We start from the raw sequence: 20561 nt of genomic DNA, 5'->3' as shown, positions 1-20561 counted from the left end.
GCGTCCGTGAGCTCGTGTCGCCGCACCATATGGGCCTCCTGCCCGGCAACCCACGAGATCCACCAGCCCACCAAGAGCCATCAGAAACGGCCTAGTCCCGAAGGGGCGTCGAGGACGCCCCTTCGGCATGGGTAAAAGCGCTGATGAGAGCCTATTCGGTCCCGCCCCTGGCTTAGTTCAACTAGAACTGGTATCAGTTCTGAGACATCGTCAGGAAGGGTGGCGGGGCGCCATGACCGAGTTCCTGGAACACGGACAGCTGTTCATCGGCGGGGAGTTGACCGACCCCCTGGGCAAGGACGTCATCGAGGTGGTCTCTCCGCATACCGAGGAGGTCTTCGGGCGGGTGCCGCATGCCTCGCGGGAGGACGTGGACCGGGCGGTGGCGGTGGCGCGGCGGGCCTTCGACGAGGGGCCCTGGCCGCGGATGACGCTCGACGAGCGGATCGGGGTCGTCACCCGTATCAAGGACGCGATCGCCGTGCGGCACGAGGAGATCGCCCGGGTGATCTCCTCGGAGAACGGTTCGCCGTACTCCTGGAGCGTCCTCGCGCAGGCGCTCGGCGCGATGATGGTGTGGGACGCGGCGATCAGGGTCGCGCGTGACTTCACGTACGAGGAGACGCGCGACGGGGTGCTCGGGAAGATCCTGGTGCGGCGGGAGCCGGTCGGGGTGGTGGCGGCCGTGGTGCCGTGGAACGTGCCCCAGTTCGTGGCGGCCGCCAAGCTGGCCCCGGCGCTGCTCACCGGCTGCACGGTGGTGCTGAAGCCGTCCCCGGAGTCGCCGCTGGACGCCTACATCCTCGGCGAGATCACGAAGGAGGCCGGGCTGCCGGACGGAGTGCTCTCCATCCTTCCGGCGGACCGCGAGGTGAGCGAGTACCTCGTGTCCCACCCTGGCGTCGACAAGGTCTCCTTCACCGGATCGGTCGCGGCCGGCAAGCGCGTGATGGAGGTCGCCGCGAAGAACCTCACCCGGGTGACCCTGGAACTCGGCGGCAAGTCGGCGGCCGTCGTGCTGCCGGACGCGGACGTGGCCGCCGCCGTCGCCGGGATCGTCCCGGCGGCCTGGATGAACAACGGCCAGGCGTGCGTCGCCCAGACCCGCATCCTCGTCCCGCGCTCGCGCTACGACGAGTTCGCCGACGCCTTCGCGGCCGCGGCGAGCGCCCTGAAGGTCGGCGACCCGCTGGACCCGGCCACCCAGGTGGGCCCGCTGGTCGCGCGCCGCCAGCAGCAGCGGAACCTGGACTACATCCGCATCGGCCAGGAGGAGGGCGCCAAGATCCTCACCGGCGGCGGACGGCCGCCGGGTCTGGAGAAGGGCTGGTACGTCGAGCCCACCCTCTTCGGCGACGTCGACAACTCCATGCGGATCGCGAGGGAGGAGATCTTCGGCCCGGTGATCTGCCTTCTCCCCTACGGCGACGAGTCCGAGGCCCTGAAGATCGCGAACGACTCGGACTACGGGCTGAGCGGAAGCGTCTGGACGGCGGACGTGGCGCACGGCATCGAGGTCGCGCGGCAGGTGCGGACCGGGACCTACTCGGTGAACACCTTCAGCCTCGACATGCTGGGCCCCTTCGGCGGTTACAAGAACTCCGGTCTGGGGCGGGAGTTCGGGCCGGAGGGGTACGGCGAGTTCCTGGAGCACAAGATGATCCACCTGCCGGCCGGCTGGGAGGGGTGAGAGGCCGCCATGGGTGACCGCTGGCACGTCGAGGTCGACCGTTCGATCTGCATCGGCTCGGCCCAGTGCGTCCACCGCGCCACCGGCTCCTTCCGCCTCGACTCCGCCATGCAGTCCCATCCCGTGGACCCGGAGACGGACGCCAACGGGAAGGTCCTCGACGCGGCGGAGAACTGCCCGGTGGAGGCGATCACGATCACCCTGCTGGGCAGCGGGGAGCCGGTGTTCCCGCCGGAGGACTGACCGGGGGACTGACCGGGGGACTGACCTGGGAGGGGCTACTGGAGGGCCGGGGCTGCTGGAGGACTAAAGGGCCTGCAGGGTCGCGAACGGTGCCCGGGCACGGGTGCCGTCCGGCTGCTGCCAGGCACCGGTGATCCGGCCGAGCGCGTCGTCCGGCGCCGTCGAACCCGCCGTCAGCACGCGCCGCAGCCGCAGGACCAGACCGCCGTCCGGTACGGCGAACTCGGTGCTCCCGTCGGTGTCGACGGGGGCACCGAGGCCGGTCACGGGGCCCTGGCCGGCGTAGGAACGCTCGACCTCACGGTCGGGGGTGTCCGTGATGCTCTGCGCCTGTGCCTCGGCGCGCCCCTCGATCAGGGCGAGCAACTCGGTGGTCAGGACCGGGTCGTGGCAGCCGTCGTAGGCCCAGCGGGTGCCGAGGACCCCGTGCTCCATGGTGCCGACGAGCGCGTGTTCGGCGCCTTCCAGCGGGGCCCCGCGATAGGTGAGCGGTACCAGGTAGGCCCCCGAGCCCTCCGAGCCCCCTGATCCCTCCGTGACGACCATGAACTCGATCCCGACCTCGCCGGCCGGGTCGTCCAGCCGGAACCCGCCGGCCTTCACCAACTCCGGTGCGGCCGGGCCGTGGTACCAGGGGCGGGTGGGGAGCCAGTCGGTGAGGAGCTCGACCTTGGTGGGCTTGAGGGTGGTGCGGTGGATGAGTGCCATGGGGGAGATTCTCCGATCAGGCGGACGTGCCTCGCCAGACACTTTCCGCCGGGCCGGACCCGGTGGAGTGTCGGTGCCCTGGGATACGCTCCTGCGGTTTCAACGGACCGAACAGGGCGGGAAGCGTGCGCAAGTCGGAGGCCAAGGGCCTGATCAAGGAGGCCTACGAGGCGTGGGAGGCCGAGGAGTGGCTGACCGCCGCCGGGCTCTTCGAGCAGGTCCTCGCACACTTCCCGGACGAGAAACGGAGCGCGGTGTGGTGGTACGACGCCGCGCTTGCCCACAAGTTCCTGCGCAACTGGGCGAAGGCGTACACGCTGGGCCGCGAGGCCGCCGCCCGGGCGTCGCGCGGGGAGGGCGACCCGGCGTTCTGGAACCTCGGGATCGCCGCCACCATCCAGGGCGACTGGGCCACCGCCCGGGACGCCTGGACCGGCTTCGGCATCGAACTCCCGGAGGGCGAGGGGGAGATCGACGGGCGGTTCGGGGCGGCCTGCGTGCGGCTCGACACCGGCGGTGAGCGCGAGGTGGTGTGGATCGACCGGCTCTGCCCCACCCGGGGACGGGTCATGAACGTGCCCGTCACGGGTGGGCGGCGGTTCGGGGAGATCGTCGTGCACGACGGCGAGCCCAAAGGGCACCGGGTGGTCGACGGCCGAGAGTTCCCCGTCTTCGACGAGCTGCTCCTCTTCCGCGCCTCCGAGCTGCCCACCCTGGAGGTGACGGTGAACGCGGGCGAAGCCGCCGACCTGGACGCGCTGGTCGCCCTCTTCGTCGAGCACGACTTCGGCGCCGAACCCGCGAGCAGCTTGGAGGTGCTCTGCGCCTGCTGCAGCGAGGGCACCCACGAGCAGCAGCGCTCGGTGCACGGCGGCGCCCAGCGGGTGTCCCTGGCGGCTCCGGAGGAGGAGGCCCGGTTGCTGCTGGAGCGGTGGGCGGGGGAGACCGTGATCGGGCGGAGCTGGAGCGGGCTGGAGACCGCGGGGTAGTCGACCAGTCGCCTCATATCAGGAAAAGTCCAAAAAATCCCTCATTGGGGGTTCCCATATGCTCTGCGCGTTCTATCCTGGAAGCAGCCTACGAGGCGAGTGAGGGAGTCCGAGCGGAGTAGCCGACTCTGGCGTGACGCAGATGCAGAAGCATCCGCCGGTGCCGACGTCGACGGTCGGGCTGAGAGGCCGGAAGGCAGCAGTCAGGCCGGACGGCGACCCCCATCACCTGATCCGGACCATGCCGGCGAAGGGAACCCGTCTCGTAGGTCTTCGTCTGCCCCGCGGCGGTCTTCGTCTGTCCCACGGCGGCCCTCTGTGCCCTGTGGGGCCTTCGTGCGTCCTACGGCTTGCCGTCCGGCTACGGCTTCCCGTCCGGCTCCGTCAGGTCGATCAGGCGGCACACCGTCTCGATGTCGATCTTCACCTGGGCGATGGAGGCGCGCCCCGAGAGCCAGGTGATCAGGGCCGAGTGCCAGGTGTGCTCGATCACCCGGACGGCGGACAGCTGGGCGGGGGAGGGGTCGGCCAGGCCCATCGCGTCCAGGATGATCGCCGTCGTCTGCCGCGAGACCTGGTCCACCTCGGGGGAGACACTGCGGTCGGCGAAGGTCAGGGCCCGGACCATCGCGTCGGCCAGGTGCGGCTCCCGCTGGAGGGCGCGGAAGGCCCGCATCAGGGTCTCGGCGACCCGCTCGGACGCCGTCTCGCCCGCCGGCGGCTTCTTGCGCAGCGTGCCGTGCATGTGCTCCAGCTGGTCCTGCATGGTCGCGACCAGCAGATGCACCTTGGACGGGAAGTACCGGTACAGGGTCCCCAGGGCCACCTGGGAGGACTCCGCCACCTCGCGCATCTGCACCGCGTCGAAACCGCCCCGGCTGGCCAGCTGGGCGCTCGCGTGCAGGATCCGGCGGCGCCGGGCCTCCTGCCGCTCGGTGAGCGGCGGGGTGGCCGATCTGGCGCCGATGTCCACCTTGGCTTCCGCAGGCATGGGTCCCGTCCGTGACAGTCGGTGAGGGCAGTGCTCAGGGCGAGTGATCAGACAGCATGGCAGGGGTTCCCGCCGTGGCGCGAATCACCTGATCCACTGCTCACTCCACCCCTACCTGCCGGTAGATTCAGAGCCTCTTGAACGATCAAGTCTGAAACTTGTTCTAGATTAGCGTCCCGGCGTAACCTCACGGGAAAGTGCAGGGAGAGGGGGGCCCGGAGTGACCGCTGAGGCCAGGCAGGCGGGTGCCGACGAGGAACCCGCCGCCGACGGCGAGCGACCGCTCGACATCGCGCTCCTCACCTATAAAGGGAACCCGTTCTGCGGCGGCCAGGGCGTCTACGTACGTCACCTGTCGCGCGAGCTGGCCCGGCTCGGACACCGGGTCGAGGTCATCGGCTCGCAGCCGTATCCCGTCCTCGACGAGGGATACCCGGGCCTCACTCTCACCGAGCTGCCCAGCCTCGACCTGTACCGCTCCCCGGACCCCTTCCGGACGCCCGGGCGGGGTGAGTACCGGGACTGGGTCGACGCCCTCGAAGTGGCCACCATGTGGACCGGCGGCTTCCCCGAACCGCTGACCTTCTCCCTGCGCGCCCGCCGCCATCTGCGCGCCCGCGCCGGGGAGTTCGACGTCGTCCACGACAACCAGACCCTGGGATACGGCCTGTTGGGGGACATCGGCGCCCCCCTCGTCACCACCATCCACCACCCCATCACCGTCGACCGGCAGTTGGAGCTGGACGCCGCCGAGGGATGGAAACGGCGGTACTCCGTACGGCGCTGGTACGCCTTCACCCGGATGCAGAAGCGGGTCGCCCCCCGGCTGCCCTCCGTGCTCACCGTCTCCGGCACCTCCCGCCAGGAGATCGTCGACCACCTCGGCGTCCGCGAGGACCGTGTCCACGTCGTGCACATCGGCGCCGACACCGACCTCTTCGCGCCGAATCCCGCCGTCGCCCAGGTGCCCGGCCGGATCGTCACCACCTCCAGCGCGGACGTCCCGCTCAAGGGGCTGGTCTTCCTCGTCGAGGCCCTCGCCAAGGTACGGACCGAGCACCCGGCCGCCCACCTCGTCGTCGTCGGCAAGCGGCCCACCGAGGGGCCCGTCGCGCAGGCCATGGAGCGCTACGGCCTCGACGGCGCCGTCGAGTTCGTGAAGGGCATCTCCGACGCCGAACTCGTCGACCTGGTCCGTTCGGCCGAGGTCGCCTGCGTGCCGTCGCTCTACGAGGGTTTCTCGCTGCCCGCCGCCGAGGCCATGGCGACCGGCACCCCGCTGGTCGCGACGACCGGCGGCGCGATCCCCGAGGTCGCCGGGCGCGACGGGGAGACCTGCCTGGCCGTACCGCCGGGCGACGCGGGCGCGCTGGCCGCCGGGCTGACCCGGCTGCTGGGCGATCCGGAACTGCGGCGGCGGCTCGGCCACGCGGGCCGTGAGCGGGTGCTGCGGCACTACACGTGGGCACGCGCCGCAGAGGGCACGGTGGCCCGCTACCGCGAGGCGATCGCCCGCGCCGCGGGCGGCCCGGGCGCTGCCGTATCGGCCCGCTCCGAGGCCGAGGCCGTCGCTCCCTCCGCACCCCGCAGTACCGGCCGCTCCGCGGCCTCAGCTGGTGTTCGTCACGAGAGTGAAAGCAGGGCCACGTGCTGACCGTCGACTTCTCCCGGTTCCCGCTCGCGCCGGGCGACCGCGTCCTGGACCTCGGCTGCGGGGCCGGCCGGCACGCCTTCGAGTGCTACCGGCGCGGCGCCCAGGTCGTGGCCCTCGACCAGAACGCCGAGGAGATCCGCGAGGTCGCCAAGTGGTTCGCGGCGATGAAGGAGGCCGGTGAGGCCCCGGCGGGCGCGACCGCCACCGCGATGGAGGGCGACGCCCTGGCCCTCCCGTTCCCGGACGAGTCCTTCGACGTCGTGATCATCTCCGAGGTGATGGAGCACATCCCCGACGACAAGGGCGTGCTCGCCGAGATGGTGCGGGTACTGAAGCCGGGCGGCCGGATCGCCGTCACCGTGCCCCGCTACGGCCCCGAGAAGGTCTGCTGGGCGCTCTCCGACGCCTACCACGAGGTCGAGGGCGGCCACATCCGCATCTACAAGGCCGACGAGCTGGTCGGGAAGATCAGGGAAGCCGGTCTGCGGCCCTACGGCAGCCACCACGCGCACGCGCTGCACTCGCCGTACTGGTGGCTGAAGTGCGCGTTCGGCGTCGACAACGACAAGGCGCTGCCGGTGCGGGCGTACCACAAGCTGCTGGTCTGGGACATCATGAAGAAGCCGCTGGCCACGCGCGTCGCCGAGCAGGCGCTGAACCCGGTCCTGGGCAAGAGCTTCGTCGTCTACGCCACCAAGCCGCACCTGCCCCGTACCGAGGCCGGCCCGAAGGTCCCGTCGGCCGCGTCGGACGCCGAGGTGGCCGCCAAGTGACCACCCCCCGGACAGAACACCTCGTCCTGCCCGGGGTCCTCACCGCCGAGCAGGCCGCCGCGACCGTCCGCGGCATCCTCGCCGTGCAGCGGGAGGACGGCGCGATCCCGTGGTTCCGGGGGCACCACCTCGATCCATGGGACCACACCGAGGCCGCGATGGCACTCGATGCCGCCGGGGAGCACGCGGCCGCCGAGCGGGCGTACGCCTGGCTCGCCGAGCACCAGAACGAGGACGGCTCCTGGTACGCGGCCTACGCCGACGGCGCGCACGACGACGTCACCGACCGTGCCCGCGAGTCCAACTTCGTCGCGTACCTCGCCGTGGGCGTCTGGCACCACTACCTGTCCACCGGGGACGACTTGTTCCTCGACCGGATGTGGCCCGCCGTCTACGCGGCCGTCGAGTGGGTGCTGCGGCTGCAGCAGCCGGGCGGGGAGATCGGCTGGCGCCGCGAGGACGACGGCACGCCGACCGAGGACGCGCTGCTGACCGGGAGCTCGTCCGTCCACCACGCGTTGCGCTGCGCGCTCGCCATCGCCGAGCAGCGGGAAGAGCCGCAGCCGGACTGGGAGTTGGCGGTGGGCGCGCTGCGGCACGCGATACGGCAGCACCCCGAGCGGTTCCTGGACAAGGACCGGTACTCGATGGACTGGTACTACCCGGTGCTGGGCGGGGCGTTGACCGGTGCGGAGGCGGGTGCGCGGATCGAGAAGGACTGGGAGCGGTTCGTCGTGCCCGGGTTCGGGGTGCGGTGCGTCGTACCCAATCCGTGGGTGACGGGCGGGGAGTCGGCCGAGCTGGCGCTGGCGCTGTGGGCGGTGGGGGAGTCCGACCGGGCGCTGGAGATCCTCCAGTCCATCCAGCATCTGCGGGACGCCGAGTCGGGGCTGTACTGGACCGGGTACGTCTTCGAGGACGACGCGATCTGGCCGCGGGAGCTGACGACGTGGACGGCGGGGTCGTTGTTGCTGGCGGTGGCTGCGCTGGGCGGGCATGACGCGACGTGTGCGGTGTTCGGGGGGGAGCAGCTTCCTTCTGGGCTTGAGGTGGATTGTTGCGCCTGAGGGGCGGGGGGTTCTGTGCGGTGGCGGGTGCGGCGCCGTTGTGGTTGCTCGCGCAGTTCCCCGCGCCCCTGAGGGGGCGTGTGCCCTGACCGGGGTTTTCTAGTGGCGGTGCATTCGGTTCGCTATCGCGTGGCCGATGAAGAGGTAGACCACCGCTGCCAGGCCGTAGCCGGCCACCACCCTGGCCCATGCCTTGTCGAAGGTGAACAGGTCGTGTGACCAGCCGGCCAGCCAGTCGGCCGCGTCGTGGACGAACTGGACCAGGCTGTTCGCCCGGTTCGCGTCCAACAGGTACATCAGGATCCAGAGGCCCAGGATGAGGGCCATGACGTCGGCGACGATCGCGACGACCGTGCCGGCCTGATTGGCACCGCGAGATTCAGGGGACATACCGTTCGGGTTGCCGCCGAAGGGTCTTTGAAACCTGAACGGGGTTCTCCCCGAGTGGCGAGGTGCCGCCGTCTGGGTGAGGCTGCCGGAGGAAGAAACCGCTCGGGGAGGACATCGAGACTCACGGGAGGACCCCGTGCCCGTACCGATACGACGCCTCGTCGTCACGCTCACCCTCTGCTGCGCCCTGGTCGCCGGTGTCACCGCCTGCGTCGGCAGCACCCGGAGCAAGTCCGTCGACACCGGTATGGTGGCGGCCCCGGTGGCCGACACGCCCAGTCCGAGCACGTCCGCGCAGAAACAGAAGCTCGCCAAGGCGCGGTTCGTCGCCAACGCGGGTCTCGCCGCCGGCGCGACCTATCAGTGGATCGTGAAGCCGTGGAAGGCCGGCAAGTTCAAGAAGGGCGCCCACGGCCGCACCTTCGCCCTGATCAAGGCCGCCGCCGCGGGCGGGTTCGCCTACAACCGGCTCAAGGCCGCCAAGCGGAACGCCGAGGGCGACCCGTTGCTCTCCAAGGCCATCGCACCGCTCTCCGCGGGGATCGACGCGCTGAAGGACCTGCCGTCCAAGCTCCGCAAGGGCGACGGGAACGCGGCCGGTGCCTTCGACGACATCATCAACAAGGTCAAGGAGGCGGGACAGAGCGCCGGCGCCCCGGTACAGAACCAGGTGCCCTCGGCCGGTCAGCTCACCGGAGGCTAGGAGTTGAGCTCGGCCAGCACCCGTAGCGTGTGAGGGTCCGGTGCCAGGGCCAGCAGGTCGGTCACCGGGCCCTTGCGCCACAACTCCAGCCGTTCGGCGATGCGTTCGCGCGGGCCGACCAGCGAGATCTCGTCGGCGAACGCGTCCGGTACCGCCAGTACGGCCTCCTCGCGCCGTCCCGCCAGGAACAGTTCCTGGATCCGCCGCGCCTCCTCCTCGTACCCCATGCGGGCCATGAGGTCGGCGTGGAAGTTGCGGGCCGCGTGGCCCATCCCGCCGATGTAGAAGCCGAGCATGGCCTTCACGGGCAGCAGCCCGGCCGCCACGTCGTCGCAGACCTTGACCTGGGCCATGGGCGCGACCAGGAAGCCGTCCGGGAGGTCGGCGACCGCCGGGCCGTACACCTCGGGCCGGCTCGGCGCCCAGTACAGCGGCAGCCAGCCGTCGGCGATCCGGACCGTCTGGGCGACGTTCTTCGGCCCCTCGGCGCCGAGCAGGACGGGCAGGCCGGGGCGGAGCGGGTGGGTGATCGGCTTCAGCGGCTTGCCGAGGCCGGTCGCGTCCTGCCCCCGGTACGGAAGTGGGTGGAAGCGCCCGTCCAGCGCCACCGGCCCCTCCCGGCGCAGCACCTGCCGTACGACGTCCACGTACTCCCTGGTCGCGGTCAGCGGCGACTTCGGGAACGGGCGGCCGTACCAGCCCTCGACGACCTGCGGTCCGGACAGCCCGAGCCCCAGCAGCATCCGGCCCCCGGACAGATGGTCCAGGGTCAGCGCGTGCATCGCGGTCGTGGTCGGCGACCTCGCGGCCATCTGGGCAACGGCCGTACCCAGCTTGATCGTCGACGTCTGCGCGGCGATCCAGGTGAGCGGGGTGAAGGCGTCCGAGCCCCAGGACTCCGCCGTCCACACCGAGTCGTACCCGAGCCGCTCCGCCTCCCGCGCCAGCGGCACATGGTCCGGGGAGGGCCCGCGCCCCCAGTAGCCGAGTGCCAACCCGAGTCGCATGGCCGCCTCCTGACGTAACGTCAGACAAATTGCCGGTCGACTGTACGACAACGGCCCCTCGCCCGGAAGGGCAAGGGGCCGTATGCACCGGGCTGTTCAGCCGCGCTGGATCCCGGAGGTGTCCTGCAGCACGCCGCGGCGGCCGTCCTGGGTCTGGGCCACCAGGGCCGCGCCCCGCTGCTCGACCGCCAAGTACCAGGTGCCGGGCGCCAGTTCGGCGATCGGCGCGGTGGAGCCGTCCTCCGCGAACAGCGGCCGCGCCACCGGGACGGCGAACCAGAACGGCGAGAAGTCCGGGGCCGGCGGTTGCTGCTGCTGTGCGGCGGCCGGGGGCTGCTGCTGGCCGTACGGCTGGCCGGGCTGCGGCTGGGCGCCGTAGGGCTGGCCGGGCTGCGGGGCAGCGGCACCCGGGTAGCCGTAGCCGCCGGGGGGCTGGGCACCGTAGGGCTGCGGGGCCGGGGGCTTGGGGGCCGGGACGAGCCCGGCCTGGAGGGCGGGGACGAGCGGGGTCGCGACAGCCGCGCCGGCCATGACGAGGGTGGCGACCAGGGCCAGGATGAGGCCCGTGCCCGCGCTGGGGCCGTTGGACGAGCCGGACAGGTTGTCCGCGGCGCCGGCGGGGTCGATGACGTTGCCGAGCGCGCTCCACGCGGCGAAGACCGTGAGCGCGACGCCGAACGGGCTCAGATCCAGACCGGCCACCTTCCTCGGCTGCGGCAGCACTCGCGAGACGACGACGAGTGCGGCGCCCGCGATGCCCGCGAAGATGATGCTGAAGAGGACCGGTCCGCTCGACCAGAGGCTCGGCAGGTCGATGCCGGCCGGCACTCCGTCGTACGAATAGTTGTCGAGGAACGACGCGATCAACAGCAACACCGCTGCTCCGATCACCACGCCGTCGCCTCTAGTGAGGGAGCGGATATTCACTTCAGGTCCTTCGTAGGTCGTCTCGTCGGCGGAGGAGGCGTCGCGAGGATCTGCCCCTCATCATAGGAATCGATCGTAGGAAGGACACTATCGTCCGAACGATCAGGGTGTCCGCCCGGAGGGGCCCGCCGATGCCTACCCGCGCAGGAAACTCACGATTCCCTCAGAGATTCCCTGCGCCGCCTTCTGCCGCCAGGCACCGCTGGTCAACAGCGCCGCGTCCTTGCTATCGCGCATGTTGCCGCACTCGATGAACACCTTGGGAACCGTTGACAGATTGAGACCGCCGAGATCCTTGCGTACGTCGAGACCGGTGCCGTTGCCCACGTAGTTGGAAGGTGCGCTGCCCGTGACCTTCGCGAAGTCGCTCTCGACGCGCTCGCCGAGGGTGCGGGAGGAGGCGAGGATCGGGCGGGTGTCGGCGGCACCGGAGTGCACGGAGGCCGGGAGGATGACGTGGAAGCCGCGGTCGCCCTCGGGAGCGCCGTCGGCGTGGATGGAGATGGCCGCGTCGGCGTGCGCGGCGTTGCCGATCTCCGCGCGCTTGGTCACACACGGCCCCCAGGCCGGCCGGTCCCCGTCATGGGTCAGCTTCACCGTGGCACCCTGCCGCTCCAGCAGGGTCCGCAGCCGGTGCGCGACGTCGAGGGTGAAACGGGCCTCGCTGTACCCGGCGTTGGTGGACGTGCCCGTCGTGTCGCACTCCTTCCAGTTCGTCCCGATGTTCACCTTCTGGTTGATCTCGGACGTGTGCTGGAAGTTCCCCGGGTTGTGCCCCGGGTCGATGAGGACGACCTTGCCCTGCAGCGGGCGGGCCGCGCTCGGGCTCGCACTCGGCACCTTGGCGTCGTCGGACGCCGCCGCGGCCGCCGACCTGGGCGTCGCCGCGCCCGCCTGCCCGGCACCGCTCCCGCCGGGCCTGCCGACCCCCTCGTACACCACCCAGCCGAGCAGTGCACCGGGCACCAGCGCGGCCAGGCCGACGGCGAGCGGCGCCCGCCGGAACCGGCGCTGCTGTGGGGGATCGAATTCCGGGCCTGTGTACGACACGTCTGCCACCCTAACGGCCATCCACGGTGTCCATACGGCCCATGAGAGCCGTTTGGATGACGGTCCAGGGGACGGTTCTGCCGCCCCCGTCCGTCAGGTCTGTGAGAGATGTTTCTGGGCGACCCCGTCAGTGTCCGCCTGGCGGATGGCGACGGCCAGTTCCTGTCGAACCGGCCTCCCTACCGTGCCTCCCTGTACATGAGCTGCGGAAATGACCGGTTAGGGAGAGGCCGGATGGCACTCTGAATGGGTCCGCATGCTCGGGATCCACTCGATCCAATGGGAGGGCGGTACGGACAGCGTCGTTCACGGCAAGTGGTCACGCACGCTGCCTGGCCTCGACTTCACCGGCCTGACAGAGATGGCACCCGGTAGCACGGCGCTCGTCGTGACGCTGGTCGCGGACGGCACAGCGCCGATTCGCACCCGCATGCCGGTACGCACAATGCCCCGCCGTCCGGACCGTACAGGCCTGGGGGCGGGGCAATGGCCGACACATACCCGGCCGACGGATGCCCTGGCCGGGGCTTACTCGTGCGTCGTCAGGCGGGGGTGATGTTCTCCGCCTGCGGGCCCTTCTGGCCCTGCGTGATGTCGAAGTTCACCTTCTGGCCTTCCTGAAGCTCACGGAAGCCCTGCGCGGCGATGTTCGAGTAGTGGGCGAAGACGTCGGGACCGCCGCCGTCCTGCTCGATGAAGCCGAAGCCCTTTTCCGAGTTGAACCACTTCACAGTGCCTGTAGCCATGTGCCTGTCTCCTTCGAGGGGACTCGTAGTGGGTCCCGCACTGTGCGGGATCCGGAGGTGATCGCCTGGTCCGGAGAGGCCTTGAACAGCAAAAACGCCCGTGACTGCGATCACGGGCGAACGGGACTTCGGAACCACGACTGCTGATCACGACGCTACACCGGTCGGCGAGACTCGGCCACTGGAACACGGAGTTGGCTTCACAGGCTGCGTTCGTCGCCACTCGAATCCCGAGGCCGGCGACGGCAGGAGCACACGCGCCGTCGACCTAGGGCTGCCCGACACACGAGGCCCACTCGGACACGCAGCGCTACGCCTCGGCCGTCATCTCGTGCAACGGCTTCTCAGGAACCTGAGGAGCGCCGGCGAGGGCACCGCAGCCTGGGCGGGCTGGTCAACGGACTCGGCGAACCCGGGCGCCGCCGGCGTCTCGCGCACGGCCTTGTCGACGGCCGCACTGATCCGCGCCTCCGACAGCGCGGCGACTCCGATCGCGCCTTCAGATCCCCGCCCCCGTTCGCCGCAGGACGCGCAGCGAGTCGTGGGCCGAGACCTCGGTGAAGGCGCCCGACTCCAGGGCGCGGAGGTAGACGCGGTAAGGGGCCTGGCCGGTGAACTCGTCCTTCGGGTCCGGGAAGACGTCGTGGATCAGGAGGAGCCCGCCTTGGGTCACATGGGGGGCCCAGCCCTCGTAGTCGGCGTTGGCGTGCTCGTCGGTGTGGCCGCCGTCGATGAAGACGAAGCCGAGCGGGGAGTTCCAGAACGCGGCGATCTGCGGGGAACGGCCGACGACGGCGACGACGTGGTCCTCCAGACCCGCCCGGTACAGGGTGCGCCGGAAGGCGGGCAGCGTGTCCATCAGACCGATCTCCGGGTCGACCGTCTCCGGGTCGTGGTAGTCCCAGCCCGGCTGCTGCTCCTCGCTGCCCCGGTGGTGGTCGACGGTGAGCGCGGTGACCCCGGCCGCGCGGGCCGCGTCGGCGAGCAGGACCGTCGAGCGCCCGCAGTACGTCCCGACCTCCAGCAACGGGAGGCCGAGCCGTCCCGCCTCGACGGCGGCCGCGTACAACGCGAGTCCCTCGCCGACGGGCATGAACCCCTTCGCCGCCTCGAACGCGGCCAGGATCTCGGGCTTGGGGGCTGCCGCGGTCATGGGCGTCCTTCCACTCATTCACTCGTTCGACTGTCCGGACCTCCATGCTGCCGCACCCGCCCGGTCGGCCCCTCGACAGGGGGTGCGGAACGCTCCCGGGGGCGGGGGAAGGGGCGGGGGCGGGGCGGGGGGCCTCCGGGGGGCGCACCGGCGACCCGGTGTAAATCAGCCAATGTGTTCGGGCGGGTCGTCGGCCGGTCCGCGCGACCCGCGGCCCCCGGGGGCGCGCCGGGATCCCCGAGTGAGCCGCTCTCCAGGGAATCCAAGGGAATCCAGGGGCATCCAGGGGCATCAAGGGGAGTTGCGCGGCGCGGCGCGCGGACGCGGTCGGTTCCGGTGCTCCGGGCCGCCCTCCGGACCACGGTGCCCGGCCGGTCAACCAGACGGCCGGGGAACGATTTTCAAGTGCACTCCAAGACCTACACTGACGCCGCCAACCCACCCCACCTGTGACGGAGCACCGGCATGCGCTATCGCGTCCTCGGCAAGACCGGCATCGAGGTCAGCACCTACTGCCTGGGCACGATGATGTTCGGGGGCATCGGCAACCCCGACCACGAGGACGGTGCCCGCATCATCAACGCGGCGCTCGACGCCGGCATCAACTTCGTGGACACCGCCGACATGTACTCGGCCGGTGAGTGCGAGGAGATCGTCGGCAAGGCGCTCAAGGGCAGACGCGACGACGTGGTGCTGGCCACGAAGGTGCACTTTCCGCTGGGGGAGGGCCGCAACCGCAGCGGCAACTCGCGTCGCTGGATCCTCAAGGCCGTCGAGGACAGCCTGCGGCGGCTGGACACCGACTGGATCGACCTCTACCAGGTGCATCGCCCCGACCACACCACCGACATCGAGGAGACGCTGTCCGTCCTCGGCGACCTGGTGACGGCAGGGAAGATCCGGGCGTTCGGCTGCTCCACGTTCCCCGCCGAGGACCTCGTCGAGGCGCACCACGTGGCCGAGCGGCGCGGACTGATGCGGATGCGCACGGAGCAGCCGCCGTACTCGGTCCTCGCCCGCGGCGTCGAACGGGCCGTGCTGCCCACCGCGCAGCGCCTGGGCATGGGCGTGCTGACCTGGTCGCCGCTCGCCTCCGGATTCCTCTCCGGCGTCCACCGCGAGGGCCGGCCCGTCGACCTCGGCACCGGCCGGGCCAAGCTCTCCCCACAGCGCTTCGACCCCGCCGCCCCCGGCAACGCCGCGAAGTACGCGGCCGTCGAGCGGCTCGTCGCGCTCACCGAGGAGGCGGGCTGCACCCTGCCGGAGCTGGCCGTCGCCTTTCCGCTGGTGCACCCGGCCGTGACGTCGGTGATCATCGGCCCGCGCACGATGGACCAGCTCACCTCGCTGCTCAAGGGGGCCGAGCTGGTCCTCGACGACGCGGTGCTCGACCGCATCGACGAGATCGTGGCCCCCGGCACCGACCTCTACCGGGCCGACGGCGTCTGGCAGCCACCGTCCCTCACCGACCCGGCCGCCCGCAGGCGCCCGTCCGGGGAGCGCGCGGCGGCGGGCTGACGAGCGCCCCTTCAGGGGCGCGGGGAACTGCGCGACCAGCCACGACGGCGCCGCAGTCTGCAGACGGCACAGCGTGGCACTTCGCAGCGGAGCGCGCGGGTCCCGCAGCAGGCGGGGGTGACCGCGTCGTACTCGCGGCCACCCCCACGGAGTGCTACGCGTTGACCGTCTCCCCGGGCAGCGCCAGGTCCAGGTCGACCGCGCGGTCGTCCCCGGCGTGGGTCGCCGACGAGGCGAGCGGACCGTGGCCCGCCGCCTTCGCGGCCAGCACGTACGCCCCCTCGGCCGGCACCGCGAGCGCGTACGTACCGTCCTCGGCGGACAGCGTCGCCCCCGCCTGCCGTCCCCGCCGGTCGATCAGGGTCACCTTGGCGCGGGCCACCGGGCCGCCCGCGGCGTCCAGGACGCGGCCGCGGAAGCCCCGCAGCACCTCCTCGGCGCCTGCGAGCACCGCGTCCTCCTCGCTGCTGGCCCGCAGCTGGGTGTGCTGGGCGACCTCGGCCGGCCGGCTCCGCTTCGGCAGCATCAGGGCGAGCACCAGACCCACCGCCACCGCTCCCGTGGCGATCAGGAACGAGACCCGGAAGCCGTGCATGGTCGGGACGGCGACACCGCCCACGTGGTTCGCCGTGTTGGCCAGCACCATCCCGATGACGGCGCTGGACACGGACGTACCGATGGACCGCATCAGCGTGTTGAGGCCGTTCGCCGCGCCCGTCTCGGACGCCGGGACCGCGCCGACGATCAGGGCCGGCAGGGAGGAGTAGGCGAGGCCGATGCCGGCGCCGAGGACGACCGCGATGACCAGGCTCTGCCAGGGCGCGCTCATCAGGCCGAGACCGGCGCCGTAGCCGATGCCGATGATCAGCATGCCGAGGATCAGGGTGGTCTTGGGGCCGTACTTGGCGGACAGGCGGGCGTAGACGGGGGCCGTGAACATCATCGTCAGGCCCAGCGGGGCGACCAGCAGACCGGCGCTGACCATCGACTGGCCGAGGCCGTAGCCGGTGGCCTTCGGGAGCTGGAGCAGCTGCGGCAGGACCAGCGAGACGACGTAGAAGCTGACGCCGACCATGATCGAGGCGAGGTTGGTGAAGAGCACGGCCGGGCGGGCCGTGGTGCGCAGGTCGACCAGCGGGGCCGAGTGGCGCAGCTCGAACACGCCCCACAGCAGCAGGACGGCCACCGAGGCGGCGAACAGGCCCAGCGTGGTGGCGGACGACCAGCCCCAGTCGCTGCCCTTGGTGATGGGCAGCAGGAGCAGCACCAGACCGGCCGACAGGCCTATGGCGCCGGGCACGTCGAAGGACCCCTCCGCGCGCATCGGGGACTCCGGTACGACCAGGAGGGTCAGGGCTATGGAGAGCACGCCGAGGCCGGCCGCGCCGTAGAACAGGGCGTGCCAGTCCATGTGCTGTGCGACCAGGGCCGCGGCGGGCAGCGCGAGGCCGCCGCCGACGCCGATCGAGGAGCTCATCAGGGCCATCGCCGAGCCGAGCTTCTCACGCGGCAGCATGTCGCGCATGAGGCCGATGCCCAGCGGGATCGCGCCCATGGCGAAGCCCTGGAGGGTGCGGCCCGCGATCATCGTGAGCAGGTCGCTGGTGAGTGCGCTGACCAGCGCGCCGACCACCATCACGGCGAGGCTCAGGACCAGCATCCGCCGCTTGCCGTAGAGGTCGCCGAGGCGGCCCATGATCGGGGTGGCCACGGCGCCCGACAGCAGCGTCGAGGTCAGGACCCAGGTGGCGTTGCTGGGTTCGGTGCCCAGCAGCTGCGGGAGGTCCTTGATGACCGGAACGAGCAGGGTCTGCATCACCGCGACCACGATGCCCGCGAAGGCGAGGACCGGGACCACGGCCCCGCTCGCGCCCCGGGCGGGCTGGTCGGTCGTCGTGTGCGTCATTGAGTGGGGCCTCCGGGCCGAGAGAGTGACGGGAAGAGCGGGAAGAGCGGGAAGAGCTGGGGACTCGTGCATGCGCATCGAATAAGTGGTGGGTAAACCTCGTATGCACAGGCAACTATTCCGTTGCTTCGAGCTGCTAACGAATCCTTGACCGTCCCATGGGTTTCTGATCCATCGTCAAGGTCTGGCCTGTTTGTGGAACGTGTTCTAGTCTCCGGCGTCATGGCTGCTGTGAAGGCGTATGTCGCCGGGGTCGGAATGACCAAGTTCGAGAAGCCCGAGAGCCGTGACTGGCAGTACTGGGACATGGTCCGGGAGGCCGGCGGCTCCGCGCTCGCCGACGCCGGGATCGCGTACGGCGAAGTGGAACAGGTTCCCGTCGGCTACTGTTTCCAGCCCTCCACCGCCGGCCAGCGCGCCGTCTATGAACTGGGTCTCACCGGCGTCCCCGTCTACAACGTCAACAACAACTGCGCCACCGGCGCGACCGCCCTGATGCTCGCCCGCCAGCTGGTCGAGGGCGGAGCGGCCGACTGCGTCCTCGCTCTCGGCTTCGAGAAGATGAAGAGGGGCGCGCTGGGGAGCGGCGCCGACGGCGGGGACTTCTCCACCTCCCCCGTCGCCCGGCACTACGGCGTCATGGCCGCCCGGCACGGCTTCGAGATGACCCCGCCCACCGCGCAGATCTTCGGCGACGCGGCCCGCGAGCACATGGAGCGGTACGGCACGACCGAGGCGCAGCTCGCCGCCGTGGCCGCCAAGAACCACCGGCACTCCGCGGACAACCCGTACGCCCAGTTCCAGGACGTGTACGACGTCGCCGGCATCCTCGCCGCCCGCACCGTCCACCGCCCGCTCACCAAACTCCAGTGCTCGCCCACCTCCGACGGCGCGGCGGCGGCCGTGGTCGTCTCCGAACGGTTCGCCGAACGGCGCGGGCTCACCGGCCTCGTCGAGATCGTCGCGCAGGCGATGACGACCGACACCGGGGAGTCCTTCGCGTCCGGCTCGTGCATCGACGTCGTCGGACAGCCGATGTCCCGGGCGGCGGCCCGGCAGGTCTACGACCGCGCCGGCCTCGGCATCGAGGACGTCGACGTCGTGGAACTGCACGACTGCTTCTCGGTCAACGAACTGCTGACGTACGAGGCGCTCGGCATGTGCGCCGTCGGCGAGTCGGGCAAGCTCGTCGAGTCCGGCGCGACCACGTACGGCGGGCGCTGGGTGGTGAACCCGTCCGGCGGGCTCATCTCCAAGGGGCATCCGCTGGGCGCGACCGGGCTCGCGCAGACCGCCGAACTGGTGTGGCAGCTGCGCGGCGCGGCCGGCGACCGGCAGGTGCCCGGGGCCCGGGTGGGGCTCGCGCACAACATCGGACTGGGCGGGGCGGCGGTGGTGACGCTCTTCCGGCGGGCGGGGTAGGCCGTACGACCGGGGACCGGGGGCCAGGGGCCAGGGACCGGGGACCGAGGGCCGGGTGGGTCGAAAAGCCGATGCAAGGACCGTAACCGGCTTGAGAGCATGACACCCATGCTCGAAGCCGCGGACACCTCACACATATCCCGCCGTGCCGCGCCCCCCACCTGGCTCGTGGTGTCGCTGGCGTGCGCGGGGCAGTTCCTGGTCGTGCTCGACGTGTCCGTGGTGAACGTGGCGCTCCCGTCGATGCGCGCCGACCTCGGGCTGAGCGCCTCCGGGCTGCAGTGGGTGGTGAACGCGTACGCCATCGCCTTCGCCGGGTTCATGCTGCTGGGCGGGCGGGCCGGCGACCTGTACGGCCGCAAGCGGATGTTCCTGGTCGGGCTCGGCCTGTTCACGCTGGCCTCGCTCGGCGGCGGGCTCGCCCAGGACGGCTGGCAGCTGCTGCTGGCCCGCGCCGTGCAGGGTCTTGGCGCGGCGGTCCTCGCGCCCTCGACGCTGACCCTGCTCACGGCCGCCGTACCGGAGGGGGCCGCCCGGGCGCGGGCGATCGCCACCTGGACGGCGGTCGGCGCCGGGGGCGGCGCGGCCGGCGGACTGGTCGGCGGGGTACTGGTGGACGTGCTGTCCTGGCGCTGGGTGCTGCTGATCAACGTGCCGGTGGGCGCGCTGGTCCTCGCCGGGTCCCTGCTGTGGCTGACGGAGAGCCGGACCGGGGACGGCCGGCGCCTCGACCTGCCCGGCGCGGTGCTGGTGACAGCGGGCCTCGGGACCCTGGCGTACGGCATCTCGCAGACCGAGGGGGCCGGCTGGACGGCGGCCCGCACCCTGCTCCCGCTCGTCGCCGGACTCGCGCTGCTCGGTCTGTTCCTGTACGTCGAGGCCCGTACGGCGGCCCCGCTGATGCCGCTCGGACTGCTGGGCCGGCGGCCGGTGGCGTCGGCCAACGCAGCCATGCTGGTGTCCGGTTCGGCGATGTTCTGCATGTGGTACTTCATGACGCTCTACGCCCAGAACGTCCTCGGCTACACCCCGCTGGAGGCCGGTCTCGCCCTGGTGCCCAGCTCGGTCGCGGTGCTCGTGGGCTCCAAGACGGCGCCGCGGCTGATGCGGCGGGCGGGGGCGCGGCCGGTGGCGGTGACCGGCACCCTGGTCGCGGCGACCGGGTTCGCCTGGCAGTCGACGATGGGCCCGCACGGCTCCTATACGACGGCCATCATGTTCCCCGGCATCCTGATGCTGCTCGGCGCGGGCCTGGCCGCGACCCCGCTGGCCGCGCTGGCCACGTCCGGGGCGGCGCCGGCCGAGGCCGGACTGCTCTCCGGGCTCGTCAACACCTCACGCACGATGGGCGGTTCGCTGGGGCTCGCGGTGATGTCGACGGTCGCGGCGTCCCGGACCGGCGGGGACGGCGGTGCGACCGCCCTGACGGAGGGGTACGCGGCCGTCTTCCGCGCCGGCACCGGGGTGCTGCTGGCCGGGGCGGTACTGATGCTGCTGTGGCTGCCGCGGCGGACGGCTCCCGCGAAGTAGACCGGGAATTTCCGGCGCGGCGGGCAACGGTCCGGGCTGTTTCACGACGTTAGGCATACTGCGGCAGTTTGATATCGAACACATTTGCTCATTT

The 20561-nt window shown here is 71.3% G+C and carries 19 protein-coding genes; 10 read left to right on the top strand and 9 right to left on the bottom strand.

Going from position 1 to position 20561, the window contains the following annotated elements; genetic code table 11:
• Positions 1 to 232: 232 nt before the first annotated feature.
• Both ACFWPS_RS06975 and ACFWPS_RS06970 read left to right on the top strand, forming a co-directional pair.
• A complete protein-coding gene (locus ACFWPS_RS06975; protein WP_383701868.1) occupies positions 233 to 1690 on the top strand; it encodes an aldehyde dehydrogenase in 1458 nt (485 codons plus the stop codon).
• A 9-nt stretch (positions 1691 to 1699) separates the two neighbouring features.
• Positions 1700 to 1933, top strand: coding sequence for a ferredoxin (locus tag ACFWPS_RS06970; RefSeq protein WP_089101390.1), 234 nt, complete (start codon positions 1700 to 1702; stop codon positions 1931 to 1933).
• Positions 1934 to 1996: 63 nt separating this feature from the next.
• Here ACFWPS_RS06970 and ACFWPS_RS06965 read toward each other — a convergent pair whose 3' ends face one another.
• Positions 1997 to 2641 (bottom strand): 1,4-alpha-glucan branching protein, encoded by a 645-nt coding sequence (locus tag ACFWPS_RS06965; RefSeq protein ID WP_383701866.1) that lies wholly within the window; start codon positions 2639 to 2641, stop codon positions 1997 to 1999.
• 125 nt (positions 2642 to 2766) lie between these two features.
• On the opposite strand from ACFWPS_RS06965, the gene ACFWPS_RS06960 reads away from it, so the two are divergent.
• Positions 2767 to 3630, top strand: a complete 864-nt coding sequence (locus tag ACFWPS_RS06960) for a tetratricopeptide repeat protein (protein WP_383701864.1) — start codon at positions 2767 to 2769, stop codon at positions 3628 to 3630.
• Between the two features lie 361 nt (positions 3631 to 3991).
• Here the strand turns inward: ACFWPS_RS06960 and ACFWPS_RS06955 are convergent, their stop codons facing one another.
• Entirely contained in the window at positions 3992 to 4621 is a 630-nt protein-coding gene (locus tag ACFWPS_RS06955; RefSeq protein WP_383701862.1) for a TetR family transcriptional regulator, read from the bottom strand.
• A gap of 220 nt (positions 4622 to 4841) precedes the next feature.
• Here ACFWPS_RS06955 and ACFWPS_RS06950 point away from each other — a divergent pair, with 220 nt between their 5' ends.
• The 3 genes from ACFWPS_RS06950 to ACFWPS_RS06940 are packed head-to-tail and all read left to right on the top strand — an operon-like array spanning position 4842 to position 8115.
• On the top strand, positions 4842 to 6275 hold the full coding sequence (locus ACFWPS_RS06950; RefSeq protein ID WP_383701860.1) for a glycosyltransferase family 4 protein: 1434 nt from the start codon (positions 4842 to 4844) through the stop codon (positions 6273 to 6275).
• Positions 6269 to 7048, top strand: coding sequence for a class I SAM-dependent methyltransferase (locus ACFWPS_RS06945; RefSeq protein ID WP_383701858.1), 780 nt, complete (start codon positions 6269 to 6271; stop codon positions 7046 to 7048). Before ACFWPS_RS06950 ends, ACFWPS_RS06945 begins: the two co-directional genes overlap by 7 nt.
• The gene (locus ACFWPS_RS06940) at positions 7045 to 8115 is read left to right on the top strand and encodes a prenyltransferase (protein ID WP_383701856.1); all 1071 of its coding nucleotides are present in this window, start codon (positions 7045 to 7047) and stop codon (positions 8113 to 8115) included. The genes ACFWPS_RS06945 and ACFWPS_RS06940 overlap by 4 nt, the downstream gene beginning before the upstream one ends.
• Positions 8116 to 8214: 99 nt before the next feature.
• Here ACFWPS_RS06940 and ACFWPS_RS06935 read toward each other — a convergent pair whose 3' ends face one another.
• Positions 8215 to 8505 carry a hypothetical protein gene (locus tag ACFWPS_RS06935; RefSeq protein ID WP_383701854.1) on the bottom strand — a complete coding sequence of 97 codons (291 nt, stop codon included), beginning with the start codon at positions 8503 to 8505 and terminating at the stop codon, positions 8215 to 8217.
• A gap of 136 nt (positions 8506 to 8641) precedes the next feature.
• Here ACFWPS_RS06935 and ACFWPS_RS06930 point away from each other — a divergent pair, with 136 nt between their 5' ends.
• Positions 8642 to 9208 carry a hypothetical protein gene (locus tag ACFWPS_RS06930; protein WP_383701852.1) on the top strand — a complete coding sequence of 189 codons (567 nt, stop codon included), beginning with the start codon at positions 8642 to 8644 and terminating at the stop codon, positions 9206 to 9208.
• Here ACFWPS_RS06930 and ACFWPS_RS06925 read toward each other — a convergent pair.
• The 5 genes from ACFWPS_RS06925 to ACFWPS_RS06905 form a co-directional block, all read right to left on the bottom strand.
• Positions 9205 to 10215, bottom strand: coding sequence for an LLM class F420-dependent oxidoreductase (locus tag ACFWPS_RS06925; RefSeq protein ID WP_383701850.1), 1011 nt, complete (start codon positions 10213 to 10215; stop codon positions 9205 to 9207). The genes ACFWPS_RS06930 and ACFWPS_RS06925 overlap by 4 nt on opposite strands.
• A 96-nt stretch (positions 10216 to 10311) precedes the next feature.
• Entirely contained in the window at positions 10312 to 11142 is an 831-nt protein-coding gene (locus ACFWPS_RS06920; protein WP_383701848.1) for a hypothetical protein, read from the bottom strand.
• A 135-nt stretch (positions 11143 to 11277) separates the two neighbouring features.
• Positions 11278 to 12192: an N-acetylmuramoyl-L-alanine amidase gene (locus ACFWPS_RS06915; RefSeq protein ID WP_383701846.1), complete on the bottom strand. Its 915-nt coding sequence runs from the start codon at positions 12190 to 12192 to the stop codon at positions 11278 to 11280.
• Positions 12193 to 12734: 542 nt separating this feature from the next.
• Entirely contained in the window at positions 12735 to 12938 is a 204-nt protein-coding gene (locus tag ACFWPS_RS06910) for a cold-shock protein (RefSeq protein ID WP_093496951.1), read from the bottom strand.
• 499 nt (positions 12939 to 13437) lie between these two features.
• A complete protein-coding gene (locus ACFWPS_RS06905; protein ID WP_383701844.1) occupies positions 13438 to 14091 on the bottom strand; it encodes a class I SAM-dependent methyltransferase in 654 nt (217 codons plus the stop codon).
• A gap of 465 nt (positions 14092 to 14556) precedes the next feature.
• On the opposite strand from ACFWPS_RS06905, the gene ACFWPS_RS06900 reads away from it, so the two are divergent.
• A complete protein-coding gene (locus ACFWPS_RS06900) occupies positions 14557 to 15609 on the top strand; it encodes an aldo/keto reductase (protein WP_383701842.1) in 1053 nt (350 codons plus the stop codon).
• A gap of 154 nt (positions 15610 to 15763) precedes the next feature.
• Here the strand turns inward: ACFWPS_RS06900 and ACFWPS_RS06895 are convergent, their stop codons facing one another.
• On the bottom strand, positions 15764 to 17515 hold the full coding sequence (locus ACFWPS_RS06895; RefSeq protein ID WP_383701840.1) for an MFS transporter: 1752 nt from the start codon (positions 17513 to 17515) through the stop codon (positions 15764 to 15766).
• A 231-nt stretch (positions 17516 to 17746) separates the two neighbouring features.
• Here ACFWPS_RS06895 and ACFWPS_RS06890 point away from each other — a divergent pair, with 231 nt between their 5' ends.
• Positions 17747 to 18937 (top strand): lipid-transfer protein, encoded by a 1191-nt coding sequence (locus ACFWPS_RS06890; RefSeq protein ID WP_383701887.1) that lies wholly within the window; start codon positions 17747 to 17749, stop codon positions 18935 to 18937.
• Positions 18938 to 19036: 99 nt separating this feature from the next.
• Positions 19037 to 20467, top strand: a complete 1431-nt coding sequence (locus tag ACFWPS_RS06885; protein WP_383701838.1) for an MFS transporter — start codon at positions 19037 to 19039, stop codon at positions 20465 to 20467.
• The last annotated feature ends 94 nt before the right edge of the window (positions 20468 to 20561 follow it).

The sequence above is a fragment of the Streptomyces sp. NPDC058457 genome (assembly GCF_042720695.1).
Taxonomy (GTDB): Bacteria; Actinomycetota; Actinomycetes; order Streptomycetales; family Streptomycetaceae; genus Streptomyces.
The sequence above is the reverse complement of the archived record's forward strand: the minus strand, read 5'-3'. Positions and strand labels throughout refer to the sequence as shown.